General features: G+C 64.2%; 22 protein-coding genes. 6 read left to right on the top strand and 16 right to left on the bottom strand.

The features are described 5' to 3' along the window. The first annotated feature begins 13 nt into the window (after positions 1 to 13). From AU252_RS00765 to AU252_RS00745, 5 genes are all read left to right on the top strand, one after another. Entirely contained in the window at positions 14 to 988 is a 975-nt protein-coding gene (locus tag AU252_RS00765) for an electron transfer flavoprotein subunit alpha/FixB family protein (protein WP_058929090.1), read from the top strand. Positions 989 to 1,177: 189 nt separating this feature from the next. Next, complete coding sequence (locus AU252_RS00760; protein ID WP_083510536.1) at positions 1,178 to 1,996, top strand: cytochrome b/b6 domain-containing protein; 819 nt, start codon at positions 1,178 to 1,180, stop codon at positions 1,994 to 1,996. 37 nt (positions 1,997 to 2,033) lie between these two features. Further along, positions 2,034 to 4,838 carry an AMP-binding protein gene (locus AU252_RS24260; RefSeq protein WP_205630615.1) on the top strand — a complete coding sequence of 935 codons (2,805 nt, stop codon included), beginning with the start codon at positions 2,034 to 2,036 and terminating at the stop codon, positions 4,836 to 4,838. Positions 4,839 to 4,883: 45 nt separating this feature from the next. Next, entirely contained in the window at positions 4,884 to 6,455 is a 1,572-nt protein-coding gene (locus AU252_RS00750; RefSeq protein WP_058929088.1) for a class I adenylate-forming enzyme family protein, read from the top strand. A 248-nt stretch (positions 6,456 to 6,703) separates the two neighbouring features. Then, a complete protein-coding gene (locus AU252_RS00745) occupies positions 6,704 to 7,543 on the top strand; it encodes an enoyl-CoA hydratase/isomerase family protein (RefSeq protein ID WP_083510176.1) in 840 nt (279 codons plus the stop codon). A 495-nt stretch (positions 7,544 to 8,038) separates the two neighbouring features. Here AU252_RS00745 and AU252_RS00740 read toward each other — a convergent pair whose 3' ends face one another. The 11 genes from AU252_RS00740 to AU252_RS00685 form a co-directional block, all read right to left on the bottom strand. After that, complete coding sequence (locus tag AU252_RS00740) at positions 8,039 to 9,034, bottom strand: Lrp/AsnC family transcriptional regulator (RefSeq protein WP_058929087.1); 996 nt, start codon at positions 9,032 to 9,034, stop codon at positions 8,039 to 8,041. 100 nt (positions 9,035 to 9,134) lie between these two features. Further along, positions 9,135 to 10,382 carry an amidohydrolase gene (locus AU252_RS00735; protein WP_058929086.1) on the bottom strand — a complete coding sequence of 416 codons (1,248 nt, stop codon included), beginning with the start codon at positions 10,380 to 10,382 and terminating at the stop codon, positions 9,135 to 9,137. A 13-nt stretch (positions 10,383 to 10,395) separates the two neighbouring features. Next, positions 10,396 to 11,157 carry a hypothetical protein gene (locus AU252_RS00730; protein WP_058929085.1) on the bottom strand — a complete coding sequence of 254 codons (762 nt, stop codon included), beginning with the start codon at positions 11,155 to 11,157 and terminating at the stop codon, positions 10,396 to 10,398. A 23-nt stretch (positions 11,158 to 11,180) separates the two neighbouring features. Further along, a complete protein-coding gene (locus tag AU252_RS00725; protein WP_058929084.1) occupies positions 11,181 to 11,915 on the bottom strand; it encodes a DUF5058 family protein in 735 nt (244 codons plus the stop codon). Positions 11,916 to 13,548: 1,633 nt separating this feature from the next. After that, the gene (locus AU252_RS00715; RefSeq protein WP_058929082.1) at positions 13,549 to 13,836 is read right to left on the bottom strand and encodes a hypothetical protein; all 288 of its coding nucleotides are present in this window, start codon (positions 13,834 to 13,836) and stop codon (positions 13,549 to 13,551) included. A 167-nt stretch (positions 13,837 to 14,003) separates the two neighbouring features. Continuing rightward, positions 14,004 to 15,191, bottom strand: a complete 1,188-nt coding sequence (locus AU252_RS00710; protein WP_058929081.1) for an acetyl-CoA acetyltransferase — start codon at positions 15,189 to 15,191, stop codon at positions 14,004 to 14,006. A gap of 52 nt (positions 15,192 to 15,243) precedes the next feature. Further along, a complete protein-coding gene (locus AU252_RS00705) occupies positions 15,244 to 16,089 on the bottom strand; it encodes an HpcH/HpaI aldolase/citrate lyase family protein (protein ID WP_058932676.1) in 846 nt (281 codons plus the stop codon). Positions 16,090 to 16,106: 17 nt separating this feature from the next. Then, on the bottom strand, positions 16,107 to 16,619 hold the full coding sequence (locus AU252_RS00700) for a MaoC family dehydratase (protein WP_058929080.1): 513 nt from the start codon (positions 16,617 to 16,619) through the stop codon (positions 16,107 to 16,109). A gap of 4 nt (positions 16,620 to 16,623) precedes the next feature. Beyond that, complete coding sequence (locus AU252_RS00695; RefSeq protein WP_099093360.1) at positions 16,624 to 18,714, bottom strand: acetyl/propionyl/methylcrotonyl-CoA carboxylase subunit alpha; 2,091 nt, start codon at positions 18,712 to 18,714, stop codon at positions 16,624 to 16,626. Between the two features lie 35 nt (positions 18,715 to 18,749). After that, positions 18,750 to 20,360, bottom strand: coding sequence for a carboxyl transferase domain-containing protein (locus tag AU252_RS00690; RefSeq protein WP_058929078.1), 1,611 nt, complete (start codon positions 20,358 to 20,360; stop codon positions 18,750 to 18,752). 52 nt (positions 20,361 to 20,412) lie between these two features. After that, the gene (locus AU252_RS00685; RefSeq protein WP_058929077.1) at positions 20,413 to 21,075 is read right to left on the bottom strand and encodes a TetR/AcrR family transcriptional regulator; all 663 of its coding nucleotides are present in this window, start codon (positions 21,073 to 21,075) and stop codon (positions 20,413 to 20,415) included. A 260-nt stretch (positions 21,076 to 21,335) separates the two neighbouring features. On the opposite strand from AU252_RS00685, the gene AU252_RS00680 reads away from it, so the two are divergent. Beyond that, complete coding sequence (locus tag AU252_RS00680) at positions 21,336 to 21,815, top strand: MaoC/PaaZ C-terminal domain-containing protein (protein WP_058929076.1); 480 nt, start codon at positions 21,336 to 21,338, stop codon at positions 21,813 to 21,815. 123 nt (positions 21,816 to 21,938) lie between these two features. Here the strand turns inward: AU252_RS00680 and AU252_RS24740 are convergent, their stop codons facing one another. From AU252_RS24740 to AU252_RS00660, 5 genes are read right to left on the bottom strand one after another with little or no spacing between them, the layout of a single operon-like run. Next, positions 21,939 to 22,073: a hypothetical protein gene (locus AU252_RS24740; protein WP_276203732.1), complete on the bottom strand. Its 135-nt coding sequence runs from the start codon at positions 22,071 to 22,073 to the stop codon at positions 21,939 to 21,941. After that, positions 22,070 to 23,272, bottom strand: a complete 1,203-nt coding sequence (locus AU252_RS00675) for a branched-chain amino acid ABC transporter permease (RefSeq protein WP_083510174.1) — start codon at positions 23,270 to 23,272, stop codon at positions 22,070 to 22,072. The genes AU252_RS24740 and AU252_RS00675 overlap by 4 nt, the downstream gene beginning before the upstream one ends. Next, the gene (locus tag AU252_RS00670; protein ID WP_058929075.1) at positions 23,269 to 24,144 is read right to left on the bottom strand and encodes a branched-chain amino acid ABC transporter permease; all 876 of its coding nucleotides are present in this window, start codon (positions 24,142 to 24,144) and stop codon (positions 23,269 to 23,271) included. The genes AU252_RS00675 and AU252_RS00670 overlap by 4 nt, the downstream gene beginning before the upstream one ends. Continuing rightward, on the bottom strand, positions 24,141 to 24,887 hold the full coding sequence (locus AU252_RS00665) for an ABC transporter ATP-binding protein (RefSeq protein WP_058929074.1): 747 nt from the start codon (positions 24,885 to 24,887) through the stop codon (positions 24,141 to 24,143). The genes AU252_RS00670 and AU252_RS00665 overlap by 4 nt, the downstream gene beginning before the upstream one ends. Further along, positions 24,884 to 25,648 carry an ABC transporter ATP-binding protein gene (locus tag AU252_RS00660; protein WP_058929073.1) on the bottom strand — a complete coding sequence of 255 codons (765 nt, stop codon included), beginning with the start codon at positions 25,646 to 25,648 and terminating at the stop codon, positions 24,884 to 24,886. The genes AU252_RS00665 and AU252_RS00660 overlap by 4 nt, the downstream gene beginning before the upstream one ends. Positions 25,649 to 25,651: the final 3 nt, after the last annotated feature.

Here is a 25,651-nt window from a genome sequence, read left to right as displayed (position 1 = left end):
CGAGGATACTGACATGACCAACGTACTGGCACTGATTGAAATTACATCCGCGGGGGCCCTCGCCACCAGCGCACCGGCGGTGATTGCCGCGGCCGCCAAGCTCGGCACGCCCGTGGCCGTCGTGGCCACGCAGCCCGGAGAGGGCGCCGCCCTGGTGGCGCAGCTCGGGGTTCTCGGCGCGCAGCAGGTATACATCGCGGAGAGCGCGCAGGTGGGCCGGCTGCTGGCGACAGCCCAGGTAGAAGCACTCACTTCCGCTGCCCGGGCGCTGGGACCGTCAGCCGTGATTGTGGCGAACTCGGTTGAAAGCCGTGAGGCCGCGGCGCGGTTCGCGGTCCGCGCCGGGGGCGGGCTGCTGGCCGACGTCGTGGACGTCAGGGTCGCCGAGGACGGGACCGCCGTCGGCGTCCACTCGGTCTTCGGCGGCGCCTACACCGTTGAAGCAACGGTGCAGTCGGGCCCGGCGGTCATCACCTTGCGCCAGGGTGCCCTGGATGAGCGCGCCGCCGCGGCAACCCCTTCGGTTACGACCGTCGCACTGGATATCGAGGCCGGGAACTCCGCAAGGATCGATACGGTGCACGCCACAGGTCCGGGCTCGGGACGGCCGGCGCTGCGCGGGGCGACCAGTGTGGTCTCCGGTGGGCGCGGCCTGGGCTCGAAGGAGAACTTCTTGCTCGTCGAACAGCTCGCCGACGCGCTCGGCGCCGCCGTCGGCGCCTCCCGGGCCGCCGTTGACGCCGGCTACATCGAACAAAGCTCCCAGGTCGGGCAGACCGGCATCACCGTGTCCCCCCAGCTGTACGTGGCGCTGGGGATCTCCGGCGCCATCCAGCACCGGGCCGGCATGCAGACCGCAAAGACCATCGTGGCCATCAACAAGGACGAAGACGCCCCCATCTTCGACGTCGCCGACTTCGGCATCGTCGGTGACGTGTTCACCGTAGTTCCACAACTGATCGAAGCCATCCAGGCCCGCTCCAACTAGCCGCTCCCGGCCGGCCCTGCCACCGGCCGGGACAGCAGCCGGGCCCCCGCCCTAAGGAAAGGACAACCCGTCATCTCTACGACAACCAGCAAAACGCCAACGAAGCCCGGGAACAAACGGGCCAGACTGGCCGTGGCGATCACCATAGCCGTGGTAGCTCTGGCGGCTGTCGTGCTCTTCGCCCAGTGGATGCGGACACTCCCTGCCGTCCAGGACTTCCTGACCACCTACCCGGGACAGGTCGAACTGCCCGGGACGGCCCCGGTGGGCCTGCCGGCCTGGCTGGGCTGGCAGCACTTCCTCAACGCGTTCTTCATCGTGCTGATCATCCGTTCCGGCTGGTTAGTGCGCACCACAGCCAGGCCCAAGGAACACTGGACCCGGAACAACACCGGGCCGATCCGAACCAAGGGGAAGCCGACGAAGATCAGCCTGAACCTCTGGTTCCACCTGAGCCTGGACGCGCTGTGGGTGCTCAACGGCATCATCTTCGTCGTGTTGCTCTTTATCACGGGCCAGTGGATGCGGATCGTCCCGACCAGCTGGGACGTCGTACCCAACGCCCTGTCCGCGGCCCTCCAGTACGCCTCGTTGAACTGGCCCACCGAAAACGGGTGGGTGAACTACAACTCGCTGCAGGTGCTGGCCTACTTCTCCATCGTCTTCCTTGCCGCGCCGCTGGCCCTGGCCACCGGCCTTCGCATGAGTGGGGCATGGCCGAAGAACGCCACGACACTGAACCGGATCTACCCGGTCGAGGCGGCCCGGGCCATCCACTTCCCGGTCATGCTCTACTTCATCTGCTTCGTCATCGTGCACGTGGCCCTCGTGTTCACCACCGGCGCGCTCCACAACCTGAACCACATGTACGCCTCCACCGACGGCGCCGGGTGGACCGGGTTCTGGATCTTCGCCGCCTCCCTTGCCGTCATGGTCGCCGCCTGGTTCCTGGCAAGGCCCCTTTTCTTGCGGCCCCTCGCCTCCCTCACCGGAAAAGTCAGCAAGTAACGTCCGCACCCATGTTTGGCCTTGAAAGAAGGAACTGATGAGCCTGCCGCCGATTACCCTCACCGGCCACGCCCAGAAGGAAGCGTGGCGGAACAAGGTGCTGCCGCCCGTGGAGCAGCTCGGCACGGAGGTGTGGTCCATCCCCGTCCCGTTCCCGGACAATCCCATGCGCTATACCCTCAGCTACCTGCTCCTGGGCGACAGTGACGCGGTACTGATCGATCCGGGCTGGGACAGCGACGCCGGCCTGGAGCATCTGGCCGCCGGTCTGCGGCAGGCCGGCCTTGGCCTGACTGACCTGACGGGTATTGTGGCTACTCATTTCCACTCGGACCATCTGGGGATGGCCGCCCGCCTGCGGACGGCCACAGGGGCGTGGGTTGCCCTGGGTGACCGGGAAGTGCGCCGGCTTACCGCCGGTGAGGACCATGACGTTGTTCTGAACAACGACCGCGAGGAGCTGACGCTCTGGGGCGTGCCGGCGGACCGGCTGGCCGAAGCGGCCCTGGACCGCCCCCACCTCACCCATCTGCAGAACCTCGCCGATCCGGACCTTCGGCTCACCGACGGCAGCCTCGTGCCCGCCCAAGGGCTCAACCTGCAGGTGGTCACCACCCCCGGGCACTCACCCGGCCATATCTGCCTGGTCGATGAGCCCCACGGCCTGATCTTCAGCGGGGACCACGTCCTGCCGCGCATCTCCCCGCACATAGCCCTGGAACTGCCCGGGCCGGCAAACCCGCTGGCGGACTACTACAAATCCCTGGATCTGATCGCGTTCGAGGACCAGATGGAGGTCTGCCCGGCCCACGAGTACCGGTTCCGCGGCATGCAGCGCCGAGTCGCACAGCTGGTCGACCACAACCGCGAACGCTCCGCCGAGGTTCTCCGGGTGATGGAGACGCACCGGCCACAAAGCGTCTGGGACATCGCCCGCCACCTGACCTGGTCCCGCGGCTGGGAATCCCTGCAGGCCTTCTCGCTGCGCCTGGCCGTCTCCGAAACAGCCAGCCACGTCGTGTACCTGCGCTCCCAGGGACACGACATCAATGTGCCCGTCACGGAACCACGCCCGGCCGTGCGTCGACCACGGCAGCCTAGCAACGGAAATCGCTTCGCAGTGCGACCAGGGCAAGCTTTGGTACCCGGAACATACTGGAAGGAGACTGGATCGGATAGCCCTTCCCTAAGCTCGGCCGGGGCCCCGGTTGAGCACAACTACTCTAATGAGAGGCACAACATGACAACTTCGCAGCGACTTTCTCCCATCAACAGCATCCCGAGCGGTCTCGTCGCCAACCTCGTCCGCCGATCATGCATCGGTGACCTCCCGACTCGGGGGGCCGAGCATTTCGGAAGTCGCGCCGCCCTCGTGGACGGCGACACGACCATCACGTACCGCGAGCTCGAGGACTACGCGAATTCTGTCGCGCGAGGACTCCTCGCTACCGGATTGGCCCGGGGAGATCGACTCGCGATCGCTGCCTCAAACAGCTGGCAGTTCGTTGTCACGTTCTTGGCGTGCGCTAAGACGGGTATTGTCTGCATGCCTATCAACTATTCGCTCTCGGCGGAGGAAATAGAGTTTCAACTCTCGGATGCGTCGGTGGGAACCGTGGTGGTGGCTGATGAACACCTGCGAAAGATCGCCCAGGCTTCGGCCCGCATGTTGGTGCCGGCGCAGATAGTCGTGATCGGCTTGGACGAAGGTCGATCGAAGGCCGGGGGCGCGGTGCCATGGGAGACGCTGCTGGAACACAATTCCGCGCCGGTCGAGGTCATCGTCGAGGACACCGACCCCCTTCATTGCCTCTATACCTCAGGCACCACTTCGAGTCCCAAAGGTGTGCTTGCTAGCCATAGTTCGGTCCTCATCGCGACGTTGAGCAACACGATCCAGATGCGTCATCAGCGCGATACTGCGGGGTCCGTGATGCCGATCGTGCTTCCAATGTTCCATTGCGCCGGACTCGATGGCTCGTTGTTGCCGCTGCTCGCGACCGGTGGCACGGCGCTGCTGTACCGATCATTTGACCCGGACCTCATTGCCGGCGCGATAGCACGGTTTGAAGTCACCCATCTGATTCTCCTGCCGGTGATGTGGGAGGCGTTACTCGAGATCGTGAGACAGCAGGGAACCGTCACGGAATCGGTCCGCCTCGGTATCTATTCGATGGCGTACATGACACTGGACCGAGTCGATGCACTGCGGGCGGCATTCCCCAATGCAGATATTGTCATGGCATCCGGTCAAACTGAGACGATACCGGCGAACGAGCTTCAATGGCCGGGCCATCAGCGGACCAAGCACGGCGCTTGGGGTTCGCCGGCCATCACCACGGACGTCCGAATTATGGATAAAAATGGAGTCCTCGTCGATCGTGGCGTAGAGGGTGAAATCGTGTGTCGCACACCGCAGTTGATGATTGGTTACTGGAATAACGCGGATGCGAACAGTGCAGCGTTTGCCCACGGCTGGTTCCACAGCGGCGATATCGGCTACATCGATGACGAAGGCGTCGTCTGGTTCACCGATCGGCTGAAGGACATCGTCAAGTCCGGAGGCGAGAACGTCTCATCACGCGAAGTGGAAGAGGTGATCCTGGCCCATCCCAGTGTGCGCGAGTGTGCGGTCGTCGGTCGCCCACACGAACGATGGGGTGAAGCGGTGACGGCCATCATCGTCGTCGAGGAAGGGCTCGAGGTGAGCGAGTCCGACATCGTGGGCTTCTGCAAGGAGCACCTCGCGGGATATAAGGTCCCCAAGGAAGTGGTCCCTGTCGAATCCCTCCCCAGGACGGCGACGGGAAAGATAGAGAAACACAAACTGCGTACCCGTTGAGAGGCAATTGTTTCTGTGGTGATCCCGTTCGAGCAAGGAAGAATCATGTTTACCGGCAACACCTCAGTGACGTTGTATGGCGAACTCGCGCGAGCTGCGGCAGACAACGGCGACCAGGTGTTCCTGCGTGACAGCGGCACACTCACGTTCGCGGAGTTGCGGGAACGGGCCGATTCGGTCGCCGGGGCACTTGCCGCCAGGGGAGTCGGCGCGGGTGATCGCATCGCTGTTGCGACGACCAACCGCCGGGAATGGGTCGAGTTGCTGTTCGCGTCTGCCCGCCTCGGGGCAATCATGGTGTCATTGAACGTGCGTTACCGCGACACAGAGCTGACGTACATGCTCACCCAGTCCGGCGCGAAGATCGTAGTCACGGAACGCTCGGACGGCGACGTGGACTTCACAGATCTCTACGCGCGGGTCATCCCGCTCGTTCCTTCGCTCGGCCATGTAGTGTATCTCGACACGTCGATACGCCTCGAGGAGGCCATCGTTCACGACGCGTCGGTAGCATCGATACCAGCCTCGAATCCAGTCGATGATCCCGCCTCCACGGCTGTCATCCTCTACACCTCGGGCACGACGGGATCGCCGAAGGGTGCGGTTCTCACACACCGGAGCCTTCTGGCCGCCGCAGCAGGCGAAGTCGAGCGGATCGGATTCTCGGCGCAGGACCGAATGCTCGCCACGATGCCGTTCAATCACGTCGGCGGGCTCACCTGTACCCTGCTTTCTGCACTCCTTGCGCGCGGACAGGTCGTGCTGCACCCTGCTTTTTCCCCGACGGCTGTTGTGAATGCCCTCACCAACGATGACATCACGATTTTCGCTGGTGTCCCGATGATGTGGAAGTTGATCCTGGCGACGTTGGGGGAAGGGCGCACGCTTTCCGGTCTGAGGGTGGCCATCGTGGGAGGATCCAACGCCGAACCGACGATGTGCCAAGAGATCCGTAGAGCAGGGCCGACTGTTCGCCTGGTCAACCTTTATGGGATGACGGAGTTCTCAGGGCCATGTCTGATGTCTGAATTGGACGACGATCTCGAGACGATCTCAACGACGTTGGGCACGGCCCTGGACGGCGTCGAAACACGGGTGGTCGATTTCGACGGTGGAATCGTCGACGGCGAAGGTGACGGCGAACTTCAGGTGCGCGGAGCGGCTGCGGCTGCCGGGTACTGGGACCAGGCTATGGCCACGGCCGACACCTTTCGACCGGGCGGATGGGTCGCCACCGGAGACATTGTTGCGCGTACGGGTACCGGACATTTTCGGTTCCGCGGTCGTTTGAAGGAGATGTTTATCCAAGGGGGTTACAACGTATACCCCGTAGAGGTCGAGAACGTTCTGACCAGCCACCAGGCAGTCGTGGCAGCAGCCGGCATCGGGATATCGGACACGCTGAAGGGCGAAATCGGTCATTACTTCGTGACGATCGTCGACGGTTCTGCCATCACAGCCGACACGTTGATCGAATATTGCGCAGGCCGTCTCGCAAATTACAAAGTCCCGGTAGCCATCACCATCGTGGACAAACTCCCTACCACGCCGGGAGGAAAGATTGGGAAAGCCGACCTCAGGAAACTCGCTGCTGTGCAATCCTCTCAACTCGATTAATGCGCATGCGACAAGGATGCGAGGAAATGGTCGAGTCTCTGCGGGGAGCTGGCCTGCTGCGCTGCGTCCGCGTTCCCAGCCTGCGGACATCGATCGGCTGAGTGAAATCGTTGCCCGTATCAGCGCTTTCGCCTTCGCCCTCGGCGACGGTCTCGAATCCTGAAAACCAATGCGCCAAAAGGCCACGGACCACACATCGAAGCCCTGGTCTATTTAGACACTCCCGCCAATCCGAAAAGGAACCAGAAATGACAACTGCAACAAACCGCGCCGATACCAGTCGACCGATTCTGCTCAACTGCAACGATGCAGTCACCGCCGAAGAAATCGGGCACGTCTTCCTGGTGACGATCAATCGCCCCGAGGCCCGCAACGCCGTCAACCCCGACGTCATCCGGGGCGTCGGACGCGCGCTCGAGCATGCCGAGGAGTGCCCAGGCATCCGGGCCGTCGTCATCACCGGTTCCGGGGACAAGGCTTTCTGCGCCGGCGCAGACCTTAAATCGGCCGCTGTGGGAGCTTTCGGCGAGATCCCAGAGGGGATGGAGCAGTGGGGCTTCGCCGGCTTCGTCAAGCACCACATCTCCAAGCCCACCATCGCCGCCATTAACGGCTTCGCGCTCGGCGGCGGCACCGAAATCGTTCTGGCCAGCGACCTGGCCATAGCCTCCAGCGAAGCCGTCTTTGGGCTTCCCGAGGTAAAGCTCGGTATCTTTGCGGGCGCAGGTGGGGCCTTCCGCGCCGGTCAGCAGGTCCCCAAGAAGATCGCGATGGAAATGCTCCTGACCGGACAACCTCTCCCGGCCCAACGGGCACTCGAGATCGGACTCGTCAACCGTGTCGTTCCCCCTGAGGAAGTTCTCCCTGCCGCACTGGAACTGGCCCGGCAAATCTGCGAAAACGCCCCTCTGGCCGTCCAAACCACCAAGCGCATCGCCAACGGCATCACGGACGGAACGGTCGAATCCGACCAGGCAGACTGGGCGCGATCGGAGTGGGAGGCGCAGAAGCTGATGCGCAGCACGGATTTCATGGAAGGCATGCGAGCCTTCGCCGAGAAGCGTGCCCCGCAGTGGCAGGGAGAGTGACGGGACGCAAAATTACGAGAACAATCAAGGTGGCGATTGCCGACCTCGGTATCACCGAACTGGGCAGGGTGTGGGAAGACGGCTTCACAGTTCGCGGTCCAGGCCGTGAACTTGGCAGCCCAAGACTCAGGCTTGTCCCTGGCGGACAGCGACGGGCTGATCGTCGTGGGCAATCTAGACCGACGTCGACACGTCCACAAGGGGCGTTTGGGTCTGACGACCTAAAACTGTTCACGTAGGTGCAGACCTACGGCTCTCTGCTTCACCGCCGCGGGCGAGGCCTCTACCGCACCCGTGCCCAGCCAACGCAGCCAGGTCATCCCGATCCTCGCGGCCACCACAGACATATCCGCCCGATTTTCCCGAGTACTACGGCGCGCCCCCATGGGTGCGATCCAACCACGCCAATTGGGAGGCACGCTCTGGGAAACCGGCCACAGTACGGGTGGCAGGCCGCTTTCTGCGCCGAGGCCGTAACCTTTTCATGCGGCCGGCTCAGGCTGCCGCCGAGGGCCTCTCCGGAATTCCGTCGTGGTACCGCACAGTGCTTCGCTTGAACACCTCCGCATAGATGGAGGACCTGACGGAGGCTACCCCGTCCCGTATCTGGAGATCAGCCAGCAGCAGCCGGAGGTCCTCCAGGGTGGCCATAGCCACCTGCGCCATAAGCTGCTCGCCGGAGGCGCCGGCCCAGCGCGTGACCGGGAGGCCGGCCAGGTATTCCCCCAGCCCATTCGTTGCTGCGCCTGTACAGGTGATACTGATCAAAGATTCGATGGGGAAGCCCAATGACGCTAGGTCTACCACCGCCCTGATTAACAAGGCACCGGAGCTGGTCATCGCGTCGAACCGGCGGCTGACGGTTGCTTTGGAGACATCCAGTTCAGAAGCGAGCTCGTCCACGGTTGCCCGGCCGTTGCGGTGCAGGAGCCGGGCCAGCATCAGGCCGGTGTCATCGAGCGGTGTGTAACCGGTCGCCCTGCTGGTGGCCCGGAGGGCATCCTCGTCGGGGTGCAGCGCGGCATTTTGTTGTTCATCCAGGACGTCCGGCGTCCAGCCGGAGGGGGTCCGGAAGAACTCGAACAGCGGCATCATGGTGAACGACTGGACGCCCTCCACTTTCGCGAGACGGTGGTACAGCAGCTCTGAGAGCTCATCGGGACGGACGAACATTTCCGCCACACCCTGGTTGGATCCGGACAGGGCGCTGACCCACGAGGACTCTTCCTGGTCGGCGAGCCACGAACAGACCTGGCGCAGCTCTCTGGGCGCCGCCACCACGCGGAGCAGGAAGGCACCCCGCGAACTGACTGCCACGGGGTTGATGAACGCGTTGATGCGTACGGCACCGGATTCGAGCAGTTTGTTGCCCCGGCGTGCCACAGTCCGTTCCTGTTGGCCCAGGACCTCGGCGATCAGGCGCCAGGGCGCGCGGCCATTGCGCACGAGTGCCGCCATGATCTGCCGATCGAGCGCATCAGGCTGCTCCATGTCCGTTTCCTTTCACTGCTGCTTCCCGCCCTCGACGCCGGCCGGCGTCGATACCCAACGACACGGGGGCGGCAGGCAAGTCTGCCGCCCCCGTGCCATCTCAGTTCCGGCCCAGATAGGCTAGCACTCCGGAAAGTGCCGCCCCTGTTCCACCGACGACGGCGGCGCGTGCGTCCGGCGCGAAGAACGGTGAATGATTGCCCGCCGGCGAAGCGCCGCCTTCGAATAGTTCCGGGTCGAAGGCGCCAAAAGCCCAGAAGACACCGGGAACACCAATGGCGTCGCTGAGCCAGCCCGCGTCTTCGGAACCCATCCCCAGCGGAGCCGCAGTCAGTGCCTCCGAGCCGAAGTCCGCCGTGAACGCTTGCATGACACGGCTGGTGGACGCCGGATCGTTGTAGCAGCGGGGGAAGTTGTTCAGCTCCGTGATGGTGGGTTCGGGAGCCGCGGAGGCCGCGGCTTCGGCGGAGATGATCCGCCGAATTGCTGCGAGCACGATGGTGCGGGTGTCTTCATCCGGGGTCCGGACGTTGACCGTGAACTCGGCCGAGTCCGGGATGATGTTTTCCTTCAGGCCCGCGTGGAACGTACCCACGGTCACTACGGCCGGGGTGGACGGCGCCAGTTCGCGGGAGACTATGGTCTGGAGTCGAAGGACCATCGCAGAGGCGGCGACGATCGGGTCAATGGATTTTTCCGGCTGCGAGCCGTGCGCCTGCTGGCCGTGGACCGTGATCTTCCAGGAGTCCGCCAGGCTGGCCATGTGCCCATCCCGGATAACGAGCTTGCCCTGGCCCACGGGCATGACGTGTTGGGCCAGCACCACCTCGGGTTTGGGGGCGCGGTCCCAGAGGCCGTCGTCGATCATTGCCCTCGCGCCGTACGCCGTCTCCTCGCCGGGCTGGAAGATCAGGACCAGGGTCCCGGACCAGAGGCCGCGGCGCTCCGAGAGAAGAGAGGCCAGCGCCAGGGCAGAAGCGATGTGGGTGTCGTGGCCGCAGCCGTGCATCACCGGGGCGGTGGACCCGTCCGGTAGCGTGCCCGTGGCTTCACTGGAGTAATCCAGGCCGGTCTGTTCGGCGATGGGCAGTCCGTCGGTGTCGGCCCGGAAGCCGATCACCGGTCCGTCTCCGTTCTTCAGGATGCCCACCACTCCGGTGACACCGCAGCGGAAGGATTCAATCCCCAGGCCGGCCAGATGGGCTTCAATGTAGGCGGCGGTCTCGAACTCCTGTGAGGAGAGTTCCGGGTGGGCGTGCAGGTGCTTGTAGACGGCGACGTAGGCGTCCACAAATGATTCGGGAACCTCTATGGCGGCGGTCAGCCGCACACTCGTGGTGGTGGTCATTTTTGGTTTCCTTTCAGCGGGTCGGTTCGGAGATGTGCGGCGGGCTCGCTTCAGCCGGGGCCGTGCCGACAACGGACGGCGGGGTTTTGGACCGCGTAAACCAGGACAGGGCGATGGTGATGACGACGGCCAGCGCCGTGGCGTAGAAGGTCAGAGACGGTACGAGCGGAACCACCACGAAGACGAGGACGGCGGCGACGATGACGGCCACGATAGTGGTACGGCGGCTCCTCATGGCCATCACACTCTGCAGGACCACGGCACCGAAGACGGCGGGCAGGATGTAGCCGCGCGCCGTTGCGATGAGCGGTGCGGGCAGCATGCCCACCAGCCAGGTACCCAGGATTCCCACAAAGATGGTCAGGGTGGTGATGTGGATCAGCACGGCACCGATGATGGCGCTGCCGGCGATGAGTTCCGCCCGGCGCGTGCCTGGGCGCTCACCGAGGTTTGCCTGGGCAACTACGGCGGCGGGGAGGAGCTTGTTGGCGATATTGCCGATCAGGAACGCCTGGTACATGGCCGAGCGGCCCAGGATGGGGAAGTAGGAGATGGGCTCAATGATGGCAATGACGCCGAAGGTGGCGAGCACGGCCACAACGGCGGTGACCAGTTCCACCGGCGTGATGCCCATCCCGGAGCCGAAGGCGGCATACAGCGCGGCGGCCAGCGAGATGAGCAGGCCTAGCGCCAGGGTGATGGGCCCCCAGATGGACGTGGTGCGGTCAAAGGCTGAAAGTCCTGCGGCTGTGTCAGCGGAAGTTGTTGTAGACATCAGAATTGCTCCTTTCGGGGGCTTCAGGCTGCGGTCATGAAGTAGGCGGCTGCTAGGGCCACGACAATGGAGAATCCGAGTCCCCATTCACGCAGCCAGGAAAGCCTCAGCCGGTGGGCGAGGATCAGGCAAACGGCCATCGCGGCCGCTGACGCCAGCATGGTGACCAGGTGCGCGGGAGATTTGAGCACTTCCGTGAAGGCGAGGGTGAAGAAGGCGCCCAACAGTGCCGCCGTCGGGACGATGGCCATCACCGCCGGATTCACCTTGCGGAGTTTCGCATCACCCTTGCTCAGGATGGGCGTGAGGATCAGCGCGGACAGCATCCAGGCCAGGCCGCCGATGGTCATGGCGGCAAAAGCGAGAGCGAAGATCTTCTGGGTATATGTAGGTCCGCCGAGCTCGGCGCCCTGGGTGCCGGCCGAGATGCCTGCGGCGGCGACATCGAACGCCGCCGATCCGACGAGGCCGATCCGTGCGAGCACCGCCGGCGTGCCGAACAACGGAAGAAGGGAAACGGCGATCAGCGCGACGGCGAGCGAGGGCCCGATGGCCGCCACTGCTCCGGAGCGGACCGAACCGGTCACCTGCGCAGGGCTCAGGCCGACGGCCGGCGCTGCTTTGCGGATGGCCCTGAAATAGATGACCGACTGGAGGATGATCACCGCGAAGACGCCGGCAGCGCAGGCCCAAAGGACCGGGTGCTGGATGAGGGGTGTTATATCTGTGGAACTGGGATCGACAGCTGCAATAGCCACGGTTGCTCCCTTGCAAGCGTGAGGAACACTCCGCGGACGAAGGTGTCCAAAAGATGGATGAGATGAACGTCTCATGTCGTTATCTTCTATTTGTACAGGATTTGGTGTCCATAAGTAAAGACTTTTCAGATTTGCGGCATGTTCGGCGATGGCACGGAAGGGCAAATTCTGGGTCCACCTGTGACCGTTAACTTCGTTTGGCGGCTATTTCGCAGGTTCGTTCGGCGCTTAAGCTGATGCCGATGACGAGGGCGGACAGTGCGGCCTCGGCGGCGTTGGTAAGCGGCCTGCGGCAGCGGAGCGGAAATCGGTCGTATTTGCTACAAGCGGGCAGGGCCCGTTGTTATTTTCAGAAATCGTCTGCACGGAACGTTCGAAGTCGTCTGCGCTGCGACCCCGATGGGAGTTCGCGGGTGTGAGCCGACACTTCGGGTCAGGACGCTGTTGCACGGGCCTTCGCTAAGAACATTCGACGCGGTCGGCAACTATCGAGAGGCATCCTGCTGTGCCTGGTGCCAGCCGACCACGCTGTTGGCGCAGTCGGCGACTAACGTGCTGAACGAGGTGGTGCAGTTGTTCGACCGTGCGCTTGCAGGATATGGAGCTACTCCCACCCGTTTCCCCCGGGAGAGCAAGCCGCGGCACAAGATGGGACGCGCTGGCTGAGCGGGGCAGAGCCGGGGAGGACAGGCAGGTGCTGTTGGACGCGACTCTGGGCATCGTCGCCGACCCGGCGGTGCGACCATACCGCCACCATCGAACCGGGCGCCACACTGGAACTGCTGGCCGTTCTCGAAGAACAGCGTGATCGGATGAATCAGCGCATCGACTGCCTCACCCGCAACCGGGACGCCCTCAACAACTACATCAACGTCGTCACCGAAACAATTTCAAAGACGACCACCTGGCAAGCAGCGTAGCCAAAGGTGGCGCCCGATCACGCGGTGCAGTTGCCGCCACTTGTGCGGCGTCAAGGATTGGGGCCTATGGCCTGCGCTGCCAGGTCGTCATCTCCCTTTGGGACGGTGCGAGTTGCTTGGAAGCAGAGCCGACTGGGTTCGAACTGCCAAATTTCTTTACTTATGCAATATTGGACACGCCGTGTTGCGAGTCATTCTCCTGATTTCCCGTGCGGGCACGCCTGTGAGAGCCGAAATTTCGTAGTAATCACAAATCCGGAGGCTGTATGCAGTGATGATGACCCGATCCCGCTGGCTTAAAAGCCTTTCTCTTTCGGCTTCGGCGCGTTGAAGCCGGTCGGTCGTGGAAGTGATCGCAGCAACATGCGCGTCATGAGGCACTCCTTGGGGATGCATATCCTCGAAGCTCAGACCGATGGCGCGCACCTCGGCCATGGAGGCGGACGAGGCGGCCGAGACGGCACGGAGGGGAACACGATCCCAGAGCGCGTCAGCGATTTGCTCGTTCCGGCGTACCAAGATGGCTCTGATGGACGCGACGGCCTGGGAAAGTGCTTGGCGGTGCCATTGCAGGGCCTTTTCGACATTGCCCCTGGTTGGATGCAAGGATTCTTCCGACTGGGCTGCATCACCCCTATTTTGGTATCCGCCACGGGGACTTGTGCCGGGAACGGGAAGGCTTGGCCCGTCGAGGCCCGTCGGGTGATGTAGCCTCACTCGGGCCTGCAGACGATCTGAACCTGCGTCTCGGGGTGGAGCGCCGGAGCGGGCATGCGGTTGAAGAGTCTGCCTTCGAGCTGAAGGGGCTCTACCCAAGCCTCGTATCCTTCTGCTGCTTCGAACAGGGCCCTATTGTTGTTTGCGTCGGCGGCGAGCCAAAGGCACGATGAGTCTGACATGGCATCGTCCACACGCCCTGTCCGGAGGACTTTCTGGTTTTTCCGAACCTCGATGAGGGCGCCGATGAGCTGATCCCAGTTGTCGTGACGGTAGGTGGGCATGTGGTCATTCCTATGGTTGGCGAACAGCTTGGCGGGAGATTCCCCGGCACGTTGTTCGACATTTACTCTGCAGAACGCCTACGGAAGTGCGCCCAATCGTCGACAATCGGGCCTGGAGGAGATCTTCTCTTCCCGGGGGTTGCCGCCCATCTTCCGGTCGTCTCGACTCACACGGCTTCGAGGACGCTGACGTAGTTGGCGATGCCTACACCGCCCATGTTCTGCACCGCCGCACGCCGGGCGCGGCCCAGCTGCATGTCACCGGCGGTGCCGGTGAGCTGCATGGCGGCGATGACGTGCTGGGATACGCCGGTGGCGCCGACGGGGTGGCCTTTGGCCTTGAGCCCGCCGGAGACGTTGACGGGGAATTTGCCGTCCTTGAAGACCCAGCCTTCGGTGACGGCGCGGGCGCCTTGGCCGGGTTCGGTGAGTCCCATGGCCTCGTACATCAGCAGCTCGGCGATGGTGAAGCAGTCGTGGACCTCAGCGAAGTCCAGGTCTTCAAGCCCGACGCCGGCCATCGCCAAGGCGCGCTGCCAGGACGTGCGCGTGGCCGCGAAAGCCGTGGGATCCCGCCGCTCGGCCGGGAAGAAGTCGTTCGCGTGGCCAAAACCGGCGAGCTGAACGGGCAGCGTAGCCGCCGACGAGGACGCGGAAGTGGACAGTACAACCGCGGCGGCGCCATCGGACACTGGGGAGCAGTCGGTGCGGCGCAGCGGATCGGCCACCATCGGGTTCTTATCCGACACGGTGCGGCAGAACTCCTCGCCGAGGTCCTTGCGGAGCTGGGCGTAGGGGTTGTCCACGCCGTTGCGGTGGTTCTTCGCCGAGATAGTGCCGAGCACATCTGACACCGATCCGTAGCGCTTCTCGTAATGCTTGGCAACGTCGGCGAACAGGCCCGTGAATCCGGTGGTGGAGGTCTGGCCGGCCATGTCGTAGTCAGCGCCGAGCAGGGCGGCACCCACCACGTCTGCCCCGGCATGGGTCATCTTCTCCGCACCGATCACCAGGACGGTCTTGGCGGTGCCTGCCAGCAGGGACTTGGTGCCTTGCTGGAAGGCGGCCGAGCCGGAGGCACAGGCATTTTCCACCCTGGTGGCGGCAACGTTGGCCAGGTCCGGTGAGACCTGCAGTGCCAGGGAGGACGGGAACGCCAAGGGCATCATGCCGGAGTTGAACTGGCCCAGGTAGATCTCGTCGATCTGGCCGGGCTCGATGCCGGCGTTGCTGATGGCTTCGCTGGCCACTTGGACGATCAGGGATTCGAGTGTCTCGTCGGTCAGTTTGCCGAAGCGGCTGTGGCCCCAGCCGGTGAGTAGGACATCCTTGCTGAACTGTTCTTTCAAACTCATGACTTGGCTCCTTTGGGCTGTGGTGAGCGGCGATTGCGGGGGTTGGCGGTCCTCATACCAGCGTCGGTTCTATGGGTGGAATCAGCATCTGATCTTGGAGGGGCGGGAGCCCGGCTCGTGAGAGTGTTTTGCGGGCATGGCGCAGGAGGGGCTCGTCCACCATGCGTCCTTCAAAGGTGAACACCCCGGCGGACAGTTGTGCGGCGGCGAGGATCTTCTGTGCCTGGGCAACCTCCGTCTGGGTGGGTGCGTATGCTGCCCGGATGACGGGCATCTGGCTGGGGTGGATGGATGCTTTCGCGGTGAAGCCGGAAGCGATGGCGTCGTCGCATTCCTCCTTGAGCCCAGCCAAGTCAGCTATGTCCACGTAGACGGAGTCCAGGGCGGCCTTTCCGGCCGCTCCTGCGGCGAGCAGCACGTGTGAACGGGCGTGCAAAGCGACGTCACGGTACTGTCCGTCGGGCCTGCGGCTGGACGTGCCCCCGAGTGACGCGAGCATATCTTCAGCGCCCCACATGAGGGCCACCACGTTGGGGGCGGCCGCGATGGCCGGCGCGTTGATGATGCCTTTGGCCGTTTCGCACAGGGCCACTATGGAGTAGTCCGCCAGTTGGGCCAGTGACTCCGGTTCTTCGGTCTTGGCGAGCATGACGTACCTGTACCGCGTCTGCTGCAAGGCTCGTAGGTCCTGCGCGAAGTCGTCGCTACCCGCAGGGTTGATCCTGACGACGGTCCGGTCCGGATCCATAGGGTTCGCTATGAGGGACTGCCGCGCCTCTTCTCGGTCCTGGGGAGCCACTGCGTCCTCGAGGTCCAGAACGACGGCGTCGGCCCGGTCCATCGCCTTGCCGTAGCGGTCTGGACGACTTGCAGGGCAGAAGAGGAGCGCCGGACCCATTTCGAAATCTGTCACGGCTACTCCTTTTCCGCGGGCATGAGGGCCTCGTGGGCATCGCGGGTCCACATCAGGCACGAGCGCGTTGCTTCGGCTACGACGACGCCATCCTGGTTCCGTCCGGTGTGCTTCATGCCCACTACTCCTTGTCCCGGGCGGGATGCTGACAGCCGGACCTCGGTCACCTCTGTTTCGGTGTAGAGGGTGTCGCCGTGGAACATTGGGTGTGGGAAGCGGACGTCCGTCAGGCCGAGCTGGCCGATGATGGTGCCCTCGGTCATCTGGGGAACGGACTGGCCGATCATGGTGCCCAGGGTGAAGAGGGAGTTCATGAGTCTCTGGCCGAAGGGCTGGGTGGCGCTCCATGCGGCATCGAGGTGCAGGCCTTGGTTGTTCATGGTCAGCGAGGTGAAGAGGACGTTGTCCGTTTCCGTGAGGGTGCGCCCTGGCCGGTGGGCGTAGACCGCGCCCTCCTCCAGCTCATCAAGGTAGAGTCCGCGCTGTTGAATGCGTTTGATCTCAGTGGTGTCCATTGGATTATCCCTTCGCTTCTTCGAGTTCTTGTGCGGCTGCTTCGACGGTGTCGTGAGGGTTTGCGTCCGTGGTGTCCAGGGAGAGCGGTTCCACGGTTGCCACGATCTGCGCGGCTTTGACCAGGTCTCCCACTTTCAGGCTTAGCCGTACGATTCCGGAGATGGGTGCGTTGAGTTGGTGCTCCATCTTCATCGCCTCGATGGAGAGCAGCGGTTGCCCTTCCTCCACGAGGTCGAGATCGGCGACTTCCACCGCGATGACGGTGCCCGGCATGGGTGAACGGACTTCGGGGGAGGCTGTGCCGGCGTCGCGTTTCAGGGAGGCGAGCCCGCGCTGGAGCTGTTCCTGGCGGCTGAGCTGCCGTGCGGACCCGCCCCAGCCATCGATGCCCAGCCACGCGGTGCCGTCGGCGGAGGTGGCGGTAGCGACCCGCCTTCGGGCGCCGTTCACGGAGGCTGAACCGTCGGCCAGGGACTTGACGCGGAACAATTCCCCGTCGATGCCGAATGTCTGCCCCTCCGTGTCGCGGCTGGCGGTGACGGTGTGTGTCTGGCCGTCGACTTCCAGCTGGATCGACGACGTCGCATGACGGCCCACCCGCCAGCCGTCCCCGGCGCCCCAGGGTCCGGGAGCATCCGGCTGGCTGCCGGTCAATGCGTGGGCGGCGAGGGCAAGGTCTTCGCTGCTGAAAGTCCGGAACGGCATGCCGGCGATTTTGCGGTCGATCAGGGTCGTATCGAGCCGCCCCGCGGCGACGTCCTCGTCGGCGATGAGCAGCCGCAGGTACTCGACGTTGGTTTTCACACCCAGCAGGACTGTATCGGCAAGGGCCCGGTCCAGGGTGCCCAGGGCCTGTCCGCGGTCTGCGTTCCAGACGATGACCTTGGCGATCATAGGGTCATAGTGCGGCGAGACCTCCAGACCCTCAACCAGGGAGCTGTCCACTCTGACGCCGGGACCGGAGGGTTCACGGATCTCGAGCAGCCGGCCGATCGACGGCATGAAACCGTGGGAAGGGTCTTCGGCGTAGACGCGCGCTTCGATCGCGTGTCCTTCGAGTACGACGTCGGACTGCGCGACGGTGAGGACCTCACCGGCTGCGACGCGGACCTGCCATTCGACCAGGTCCAGCCGTTCGCCGTTGACGCGGACGACCTCTTCGGTGACGGGATGCTCCACCTGGAGACGGGTGTTCATTTCCATGAAGAAGAACTCGTCGGGGGCCTCGTCGGAGACCAGGAACTCCACGGTGCCGGCGCCCACGTAGTTCACGGAACGGGCCGCGTCAACGGCCGCCGCACCGATCCGTGCCCGGATCTCGGCGCCGTTCGGCAGGCTCTGCAGCAGCGGTGCGGGGGCCTCTTCGATGACCTTCTGGTGCCGGCGTTGCAGGGAACATTCACGTTCGCCCAGGTGGATGGTGTTGCCGTGGCGGTCGGCGAGGACCTGGACCTCGATGTGCCGGGGGGAGCGGACCAGGCGTTCCAGGAAGAGTGTGTCGTCTCCGAAGGAGCTCTTGGCCACGCGCCGGGCTGTTTCCAGGGTGGCTGGCAGGTCCTCGGCCCGTTCCACTACGTGCATGCCCTTGCCGCCGCCGCCTGCGGAGGGTTTGATGAGCAGCGGGAAGCCGACGCCGTCCGCGGCGTCGACCAGTTGCTCATTGCTCAGTCCTGGTTCGGCGATTCCCGGGACCACGGGAACGCCGTGCGCGATTACGTGGTTCTTGGACCGGATCTTGTCTCCCATCATGTTGATGGACTGCACGTCCGGGCCGATGAAGGTGATGCCTGCTGCCTCCAGGGCGCGGGCAAAGTCGACGTTCTCGCTGAGGAAGCCGTAGCCGGGGTGCACGGCCTGGGCGCCGGTGTCGTTGCAGGCCTGGATGATGGCCTCGATCTTCAGGTAGCTTTCTGCCGCCTGGGCGGGGCCGATCCGGACGGCAACGTCCGCCTCCTGTACGTGGCGGGCGTCGGCGTCGGCGTCCGAGTACACAGCGACGGACGTGATTCCGAGGCGGCGCAGGGTCCGGATGACGCGGCAGGCGATTTCACCGCGGTTGGCGACCAACACGGTGTCGAAGGTTCTGGTGGTCATGGAAGTGCTTCCTTGAGCTGGTGTGGTCATGGCGGTTACATCCGGAACAAACCGAAGGAGGTCTCCGGCAGTGGGGTGCGGGAGACGACGTCGAGGGCCATGCCGAGGACACGGCGCGTGTCGACGGGGTCGATGATTCCGTCGTCCCAGAGGCGCGCGGTGGAGTAATACGGGCTGCCCTGGTCCTCGAACTGCTCCTTGATGGGTGCCTTGAAAGCCTCTTCGTCGGCAGCGGACCATTCCTCGCCACGGGCCTCGTACTGGTCGCGTTTAACGGTCGCCAGGACACTGGAGGCCTGGTTTCCGCCCATCACGGAGATACGGGACGCCGGCCACATCCAAAGAAACCTGGGTGAGTAGGCGCGGCCGCACATCGAGTAGTTGCCCGCGCCGAAGGACCCGCCGATGACGACGGTCAGCTTGGGTACGCGCGCGGTGGCGACGGCGGTGACCATCTTGGCGCCGTTCTTGGCGATGCCGCCGTGCTCGTAGTCTTTACCGACCATGAAGCCGGAGAGGTTCTGCAGGAAGATCAGCGGGATGCCGCGCTGGTCGCACAGCTCGATGAAGTGTGCGCCCTTGAGCGCGGATTCGCTGAAGAGCACGCCGTTGTTGGCCACGATCCCCACCGGGTGGCCGTGGAGCCTGGCGAAACCGGTGACAAGGGTGGCGCCGTAGTTGGCCTTGAACTCATGGAACTCGCTGCCGTCCACCAGCCGGGCGATGACCTCACGCACGTCATATTGCGCGTTCACGTCAACCGGAACCACGTCATAGAGTTCTTCCGGGTCCGCCAGCGGCGGAACCACGACGCCGGCAACGTCCCAGACGGGCGCGGAAGGCTTGGGCAGGGTGGCAACGATGTCGCGGACGATCTGCAGGGCATGCTCGTCGTTTTCGGCCAGATGGTCGGTGACACCGGAGATCTTCGAGTGGACCTCACCGCCGCCGAGCTCCTCGGCCGTGACGATCTCACCGATGGCCGCCTTCACGAGCGGCGGGCCACCCAAGAAGATCGTCCCCTGGTTCCGGACAATCACGGTCTCGTCGCTCATCGCCGGGACGTACGCGCCACCAGCCGTACACGAGCCCATCACGGACGCGATCTGGGGGATACCCGCCGCGGACATCTTCGCCTGGTTGAAGAAGATCCGGCCGAAATGCTCCTTGTCCGGGAAAACCTCGTCCTGCTTGGGCAGGAACGCTCCACCGGAATCCACCAGGTAGATGCAGGGCAGCCGGTTCTCGAGAGCGATTTCCTGGGCCCGGAGGTGCTTCTTCACCGTCATCGGGTAGTAGGTGCCGCCCTTGACCGTGGCGTCGTTGGAGATGACCAGCACTTGGCGGCCATGCACGAGTCCGATCCCGGCGATGACCCCGGCGCCGGGTGACTCGTTGTGGTACATGCCGTTGGCAGCCAGCGGCGCAATCTCCAGGAACGGACTGCCCTCATCCAGCAGCCGGTCAATGCGTTCGCGTGGCAACAACTTGCCGCGGGACACATGGCGTTCCCGGGACTTCTTTGGTCCGCCCAGCGCCGTCGCCGCGAGCCGTTCCTTCAATTCCCGGGCCAGGCCCAGCTGGGCCTCGCGGCTCACGGCGGTGGCGGAGCTTGCCGCATCGACGCTGCTCGTCAGTGTATTCACGTGTCCTCATTCCAGTATCGGGTGGGCAGATCCGTGGATCAGCACTAAGTTGTTAGACCAGACTGCTCTCGGCTGTGGCAGTGAAGGCGTTGTGTGGTTCGCTGGGGAGCAGCTTGGGGGGCAGCACGTAATCGACGCCGTCCAGCGCCGCGGGGTCGACGGCCAGCATTTTGCAGGCTGCCCCTACGAAAAATCGCTGGATGGTGTGCAGCTCCAGACGTCCGCCCGGCCGGTACCAGTGGGCCACGCCTGTGCCCATTTCCACGATGGCCAGACGGGCCATCGCGAGGTCATCTGTGTGGAAGCTTCCGACGCGCTGGCCACGTTCCAGGACCTGGGCGAAGAGGGCTTCGTATTCATCGCGCATTCCCTGAAGTGTGGGCCGGTTGGCCGCAGACAGGGCGCGCATTTCATATTCCGCAACCCTGGCGGTGAGCTGGTTGATCGCGGTGATGCCCACATGGGAGGACACCAGCCCGGCGAGCTGGACGACTGGTTCGGAACTTGCCCGGAGAGCTGCTGCCCCGGCGTCGATGAGCTCCTGCAGACAGGCGCGCATAATGCTGACCAGAAGGTCTTCCTTACTGCCGACGTAGTGGTAGAGGGTTGCGGAGTTGATTCCTGCGGCGCCTCCCAGTTCGCGGATTCCGGTGGCGGCGAATCCGTTCGTAGCGAACAGGGAAACTCCCGCGCGCTGTACACGCTCCAGATCCATCCGTCCCACTTTCGTCTTCGACTTATCCACTTGATCCCAATCGATCGATTGGACGCCCAAGCCAATAAAACACTATCGAAACCTGATATGTCAATCAATCGATTGACGCAGCATCCTTTCGCGGCGTCGCTGATTGGCCACTATGGTCCTTTCAGGCGAAGCGCGCCGCTTCCTCCCGGCCTCAGCGCTCGATGGAGTACCTGCCGCACGACGCAATTAGCCCTAGTCGCGTTTCCCACACTCTCAAAAGGAACAGCACCTTGATTTCAAAACCATATGAAGACATCAAAACCGGCGACACCGCGACAACAAATTCCCGCATCATCACAGCCGAGTATGTTCGAGCGTTCGGTGAACTCACCGGGGACAACCACCCACTGCACACGAATGCGCAATATGCGGAGCAGACTCGTTTCGGGAAGCAGATAGCGCACGGGGCCTTGATGATCTCCACGTTGCTGGGGCTGGTCGAACTTCACCCGAGCTACCTTCAGTGCTTCTACAGCCTCGATAACCTAAGGTTCAAAGCGCCCAGTTACTTTGGGGATTCGGTGTACGCCGTTTGTGAGATATTGGCCGTTACGCCCCATAAGGATGGCGAATCGGCGGTCGTAACGAGCGCGGCCAAACTCATCAACCAGGACGGTGTAACGGTACTCAGCGGTGACTTCTCCCTGCTCGTGGCAGGCCGGAGCACCGCACTGGCAGACCCGGCATTGAAAGCGCAGGGCGCCCCCTGAGCGCCGGCAGCGCCCATTCCTGGCGCTGGACCACCGACCGCAGCCTTGCCGCCCCGCTCCGGATCGCCATCGATGACCGCGGACTCACCCTGAGTTTCCGACGCATGATCTTCCCCGTTGCGGTCATTGGCAGCTCGGCCAAATACGAAGTCGAGCGGGGGTACTGATGTACGCGAGCTTGAGCTTGACGTGGTTCTTCAGCTCGCACCCCAGGGTGTGCAGGCCGTCTGCGTGGCCCGTGCCTGTTGTGCTGGTCATGCTGCTTCCTCCAGGATTTCGCGGGACTTCTGCACGCGGTCGCCTCCGCGCCGGCTGCGGCGCTGGGCCAGTCGTTGGGCAGTACCCGTCAGGCCGCCCGGCAGGAAGAGCACCACCAGGATGAACAGGGTGCCCAGGATAAAAAGCGGTTCTGACAACGGTACGCGCAGGATGTCGGGCAGTGCATCGATGGCGTCCGAGTTCGCGAGCGTGGTGAGGCGCTGGTCCAGGATTGTATAGAAGACACCGCCGATTACCGCCCCCCAGCGGGAGCCGACGCCGCCCAGCACCACCATGACCAGCAGCGTGATGGTGAGGTCGGCAGACACGGCCCGGGGCACGGCACCGCTCTGCAGCAGCAGGAAGACCATGCCGATGATGCTGACCAGGACGGCGGAGACCACAAAGATCAGAAGTTTGACCAGGTATGGCTGCAGGCCGAGTACACGGACCCGGAGTTCGTTCTCGCGGACGGCCGCCGCGACGTGGCCGGCACGGGAGGACTGCACCCACGTAACGATGATGAAGACCGCCACGAGCACGGCCAGGGCCAGCCAGTAAAGGTTGCGGGTGTTGACCACGCCCACCAGGAAGTCCGGCAGGTTGTCGGTGCGCAGCGTGAGGCCTTCGTCGCCGCCCGTGGCACCTTCCGGGTTACGGCCAACCACCACCGACCCCGCCTGGGCGAAGGCCAGGGTGACCATGGCGAACGGGATACCGCTGACCCGCAGGCTGATGCTGCCCACCACATGGGCCAGCACAATCACCACCAGCAGCGTCAGGCCCATGGCCGGCAGCAGCGGGATGTCCAGGTTCTGCAGGGTGATCGCCAGCCCATAGACCCCGGCACCGAAGTACAGGGCGTGCCCGAAGGAGAGCAGCCCGGCCACGCCGAGGAGCAGGTGGTACGTTAGGGCGGCGGCGGCCATCAGCATGCACATGGCAAGCAATTGCAGGGACCCCGGTGTGTAGGTCGGGCCCGGCAGCACTCCCGGCAAGGACAGGTTGAGTAGCGGGAGCAGGACCAAAAACACGATCCCCACGACGCCGGCTGCCGCGCCCACCACCCTGCCGCGGGTCAGGCGCAGACGGGAGGGGCCGTCGTCGTCGGCCTGGCGGCGGCGCGACCCGTCCGGACCGGCAGTTGCGTCGTTGGTGGCTGCGCCGTTCGTGTCTGTGGCGTCGGTTTCGGTGGTCATGAGGTTCTCCCGAGCAGGCCGGAGGGACGGAACAGGAGCACAAGCGCCAGGGCCAGCACCACAACGAAGTCGCCGGTGCCGCCGAGGTAGAAGTTGGCGAACTGCTGCAGGACCGCGACGGCGACGGCGGCGATAGCCGCACCGGTCAGGGACCCGAGTCCGCCGATCACGGTGACGATGAAGGCGAAGATGAGCAGCGAGCCGCCCAGCAGCGGGGAGACGTAGCCGAAGTAGTGCGAGGCCAGCACCCCGCCCAGGCCGGCCGCGGCGCCACCGATGGTGAAGACGAGGGTGAAGGCTTTGCGGACATCGATGCCCAGTGCCGTCACCATGGACCGGTTCTCGACGCCGGCCCTGATGATCATGCCGTAGCGGGTGTTCTTGAGGAAGAAGACCAGGGCGAGCAGCACCAGGACGGCGGCGATGATGCAGATGAACCGGTCATTGGGGATGCGGGCACCCAGGATTTCGGTGGTCTCCTTGAACCAGGCTGGGCCCTGGATGAACACCGGGTCGGTGCCCCAGATGCCGTCGAAGAGGGCCACCGCGGCGAGGGACAGGCCCACAGTGATCAGGACCTGTTCGATGTGCCGCTGGTACAGCCGGCGGATCAGGACGAACTCGGTAAAGGCGGCAAACACTGCCCCGGCCACGGCCCCCACCAGCAGGGACAACAGGAAGGTCCACCAGTTGTCAGAGCCGGTCCGCCGGGCGATTTCCCAGCCAGTAAAGGCGCCGAGCGTAAGGAACGCACCGTGCGCAAAGTTCAGCACGCCCATCAGTCCGTAGATCAGGGACAGGCCGGCGGCCACCAGGAAATAGAGGGCACCGAGGCCTAGGCCGGTGAAAAGCAGGAGGACAACGGTACTCACAGGGCCGCACCTTTCTCGTGGGGGGCAGTCTCGGTGGAGACCCCCAGAAGCCGTTGCGTCAGCCCGTCGTCGTTCAGGAAGTCCAGGGCGTTGCCGGTGTGGACCACCCGTCCCCCGGACAGGACCACGGCGCCTGCCGCGAGCTGGCGGACCACCTGCAGGTTCTGCTCCACCAAAAGGATGGGAACGGTTTTGGCGGCTTCGGCGAGGGTCTCGGCAACCTCGGCAACGATCTTCGGGGCCAGGCCCTTGGTAGGTTCGTCGACAAGGAGGATCTTGTTGGTGTTCAGGAGCGCCCGGGCCAGCGACACCATCTGCTGCTGGCCGCCGGAGAGGGTGCCGGCCATCTGGCCGGAGCGGGCCAGCAGGTCGGGGAAAAGTTCCTCGACGAGCTGCCGCCGGGGCGCGGCGTCGCGTTCAGCCAGCCGGAGGTTCTCGGCGACGGTGAGTTTGGAGAACACTTCGCGGTCCTCGGGGACGTAGCCCACGCCGCTGCGGATGATCTTGTACGTCGGTTCCTTTTCGACCCGGACGCCGTCGAGCTCCACCACGCCGCTGCGGTCGATCAGGCCGATGATGGCCTTGATGGTGCTGGTCTTTCCGACGCCGTTGCGGCCCAGCAGGGCTGTGATGCCGGTTGTCGGGACCGTGAAGGACACGTCCTCCACCACCTGCTGGCCGGCGATGTGGGCGTTGAGTCCTTCGATTCTGAGGATGGGGCGCGGGGCTGTTCCGGGGGTCATACGGGTTCTCCAAGGTAGGCGCTCTGCACTATGGGATCGGCCATGACGGCGTCCGGGCTGTCCAGGGCGAGCAGGCTGCCGTGGTGCATCACAGCCACCCGGTCCACCAGCCCCAGGACCACGTCCATGTGGTGCTCCACCATCATCACGGTGCAGCCGCGGTCGCGGTGCATACCCCGAATAATCGCGGTCAGGGACGGGACGTCGCCCGAGGCGACGCCGGCCATCGGTTCATCAAGGAGGACGACGGCGGGATCGGTCGCCAGGAGAACGGCGATTTCCACCTTCCGTTTCTCGCCGTGCGAAAGGTCCCCGGCCGCCGTCGTCAATTGGCCGGTTAGCCCCACTTCACTGATGGTGCTGCGGGCAATCCGGGTGGCTTCGTCCGAGGCGGAGGGGAAGCGCAGGATGCTGAAGCTGCCGCCGATCTTCGCCTGCGCGGCGAGCCGGACGTTTTCCAGCACGCTGAGCCGGGGAAAAAGGTTGGAGGTCTGGAAGGTCCGCCCCAGCCCTGCCTTGGCCCGGCGATGGACCGGCGCTGACGTGATCTCCCTTCCGTTCAGGCTGACGCTGCCTTCGGTAGGCCGCATCACACCGGAAATCAGGTTGAACAAGGTGGTCTTACCGGCACCGTTGGGGCCGATGACGCCGATCATTTCGCCGGCGCCGACGGCGAAGCTCACATCCTGGAGGATGCGGGCGCCGCCGATCTGCAGACCGAGGCCGTCCACCGCGAGGGCGGGCCGGACTGGAGCATTCATTCG

It is taken from the genome of Pseudarthrobacter sulfonivorans (assembly GCF_001484605.1).
Taxonomy (GTDB): domain Bacteria; phylum Actinomycetota; class Actinomycetes; order Actinomycetales; family Micrococcaceae; genus Arthrobacter; species Arthrobacter sulfonivorans_A.
Note: the sequence above shows the minus strand (reverse complement) of the source record. Positions and strands in the feature narration are given on the sequence as shown.